The organism is Nocardia arizonensis, assembly GCF_001310275.1.
GTDB lineage: Bacteria > Actinomycetota > Actinomycetes > Mycobacteriales > Mycobacteriaceae > Nocardia > Nocardia arizonensis.
In genome coordinates, this window is record NZ_LGYZ01000025.1 from 1 (window position 1) to 2,849 (window position 2,849).

At 69.0% G+C, this 2,849-nt stretch carries 2 protein-coding genes and 1 pseudogene; 1 reads left to right on the forward strand and 2 read right to left on the reverse strand.

Annotated elements, in window-relative coordinates; translation table 11 throughout:
• A partial coding sequence (locus APZ21_RS03945; RefSeq protein ID WP_054811839.1) for a ParB/RepB/Spo0J family partition protein occupies positions 1–1,071 on the reverse strand: 1,071 nt, incomplete at its 3' end.
• A 339-nt stretch (positions 1,072–1,410) separates the two neighbouring features.
• Here APZ21_RS03945 and APZ21_RS36135 point away from each other — a divergent pair.
• Positions 1,411–1,977 (forward strand): annotated as a pseudogene (locus APZ21_RS36135) (M48 family metalloprotease); the annotation flags it as partial.
• Between the two features lie 345 nt (positions 1,978–2,322).
• Here APZ21_RS36135 and APZ21_RS32705 read toward each other — a convergent pair.
• Complete coding sequence (locus APZ21_RS32705; protein WP_239476477.1) at positions 2,323–2,724, reverse strand: 3-oxoacyl-[acyl-carrier-protein] synthase III C-terminal domain-containing protein; 402 nt, start codon at positions 2,722–2,724, stop codon at positions 2,323–2,325.
• Between the last annotated feature and the right edge of the window lie 125 nt (positions 2,725–2,849).

The window sequence follows — 2,849 nt, forward strand, 5'->3', positions numbered from 1 at the left end:
CTGGTCGGCGGTGGTTCGCGCCTGCTGGTCGGCGGTGGTTCGCGCCTGCTCGTGTAGTCGCGCGGCCAGGCCGCTCCAGGTCTGGGCGCAGTCGAGGGCGAGTGCGGCGACGACCTCGAGCCAGTGCTCGGGCAGATTGGCCGCCAGGTCGTGGCCGCTGTCGGGATCGATCATGTGCTGATACAGCCAGCGCAGCGTCTGGCGTCCAGTGTCGCTGTAGCGCAATGCCGGATCGTTGCGCAGTTTCGACAACAGCGCGTCGCGGTCGGGGGCGCTCACCGCGGAGACCCGCGCACGCCCGGCCGCTGTGCCCGCCTCGGAGTCCTCTCGCGATGCGCGACGGTATCGGTCGGGCACAGGATCCTCACCGCGCGCCGCGCGTTTACGGACATCGGACACCGTCGCCGGGGAAAGCCCTGTCGCACGGGCGATCTCACGCAGCCCCGCCTGCGGGTTGTCTCGCAGCATCGCCGCGGCCTGTCGACGGGAGGCGGCGCTGTCGAGCGGGCGGACACGCCCGTCCTTGCCCAGCCGGGTGTTCGACTGCGCGGCCTCGGCGGTCGAACACCGTTGCCGCACCACCGCCACGGTGTTGGCCGACAGTCCGGTCGCGGCAGCGACCGCGCGGTCGGACCATTCGGGGTGGTCACCGATCACACGTTCGGCGGCGGCCTTGCGGTCGGTACTGGTCAGTGTCAGCCCGTGGCGGATGTTACAGGCCACCGCGAGCAGGAACGCGGTGTCCTCGTCGCAGTCCAGGATCCGCGCCTCGATAGCGGTGCGGCCCTTGAGGATCGCGGCCCGTAGGCGGTGCATGCCGTCGATCACCCGCATGCTCGCACGGTGCACGATGATCGGAGGCAGTCCGGTCTCGGTTTCGGCGAGGACGTGGGTGTGGGCGAGGTCCTCACCACCGGAGCGGACCGAATTTCCCTGGTGCAGCAGCTTGATCGGCACGAGGCTGACCGGGATATCGTCCACCGGCGCGACACTGGGCCTACCGTCCACCCACCGTATGAGGGTGTCGGCGAACGCTTCGTCGACGCGGACTTCACCGAGCGGATCGGACATGAGCGACTCCTCCCCTGGGTCGTGGCGGCGCGCGGTACGAACGCCGACGAGCCGTCCAGAACGGTACTAAGACGCTTAGTAGGGCGGCAACCTCGAAGTCGTACGCCGCCCGAGCCCAGCCCACACCGACCGAAATTATTGCTGCCCAATGAACTTGGGGCACTGCCCGTCCAGACACATTGCGTCGCCACCCCGACGGGGTGTCTGCGGTAGTTTGGACGGGGCGGGAAGCTATCGGGGGATGATCGGCGCTGCCGGGCGTGTCCTCGGTCGGCGGACCGTTCACGGCTCCCGTCGTCGACGGACGGTCGGGGTGGTCCACGAGGACAGGAGCGACACATGGTCCCAGCGGTCCTGCTGCTCGTGTCGGCCGTGGTCGTCGGGTTCCTCGCGCCGAGAATCCTCGAGCGATTGGATCCGGTCCGCTACGACCCGTCACTGTTGTTGGTCGGGTGGCTGGCGTGCCTTGCCGGGGTGCTAGCGGCAGGCGCGGCCAGCGTATTCGTGCTCGTGCATCCCACCCACGGGGTGAGCCTGCTCCCGACCAGTGTGCTGTCGCACCGCATCGGGCATCCCTTCGCACACGGCGCCTCCACCGCCGTCGAGCGACTGTCGGGGGTCACGATCGCGGTGGTGTTCACCTGCGCCGCGGTATGGATCGGCACCAGGATCGTCGGCGCCTCACGGCGGCGTCTGCGCGCCTCCGACACCCACGCCGCGCTGCTTCGTGTGGTCGGACGTATCGATCCGCTCACCCCGGACCTGCTGCGCCTCGACCACGACGAACCGCTGGCCTTCTGCGTGCGTGGCAGCCACGAACTCGTCGTGGCCACCGAGGGGGTGTTCCGCCTCGGTGACGGCGCGGCCGCGGCGGTCATCGCCCACGAACGAGCGCACCTGCGCGGTCGCCATCACACGTTGCTCGAGTGGACACGGATCCTGGGCCGTTGCCTGTGGTTCGTCCCGCTGTTCCGGCGCGCGCCAACCGCGCTGGCCGAGCTGGTGGAACTCACCGCCGACGCGACGGCGGCACGCGCCTGCGGCGAGCGAGTCGTGTACTCGGCGTTGCTGCATATGGCGGTGTCTCCCGCGCCCACGGTGGGACTGGCCATGAGCGCGCACGCGATCGAGAACCGCCTGGCCCGTCTGGCACGGCGCGACCGCCACCCTCATCCCGCACGGCAATGGATTCTGCGGATGGTCGCGGCACTGACGGGACTGATGATCCCGTTCTGTGTGACAGCGGTGCTGCTACACGTGGTGTTCGCTGTAGGCGTCGGGTGTTTCGGTGATCTCCAGCACCGCGCACGCGGCCTCCATGCCGGGCCCGCCACTGAACAGCAGCACGTGCTCGCCCACCCCGACCGCGCCGGTGCGCCACAGATACTCCAGTCCCCGGATCTGGTCGACGGGTCCGGCGTGGCCGACGGTGCGGGTGTAGTCCCAGATCCCGCGGCTCTCCTCAAGCCCCAAGGGGTCCAGGAAGACCGCGCGCAGCCCTTCGTGGGCGAAGCCGTCGTGCACGACGCGTGTGATGTCGTCCAACCCGATCCCGGCGTCCTTCAATGCCCGTTCCACAGTGTCGATCAGCACGGCGCCGAAATCGCCGAGTGACCGTTCGCCTTCCTGTGGTTCGCGGCGGCAGTATTCCATTCGTTCGTCGAAATTGAGGGTGGCGCCGGCGGTAAGGCCCGGAGGGAACAGGGTTTCGTTCCCGCGGTGCTGCCGTTCGAGTTCGGGGTCGGAGATCGAGTCGATCGAACACACCCGCGCGAACC

What these genes read in the sequence shown, in the direction of transcription:
- APZ21_RS32705 (WP_239476477.1), bottom strand. Translation starts at nt 2,724, where the DNA reads ATGGAATACTGCCGCCGCGAACCACAGGAAGGCGAACGGTCACTCGGC.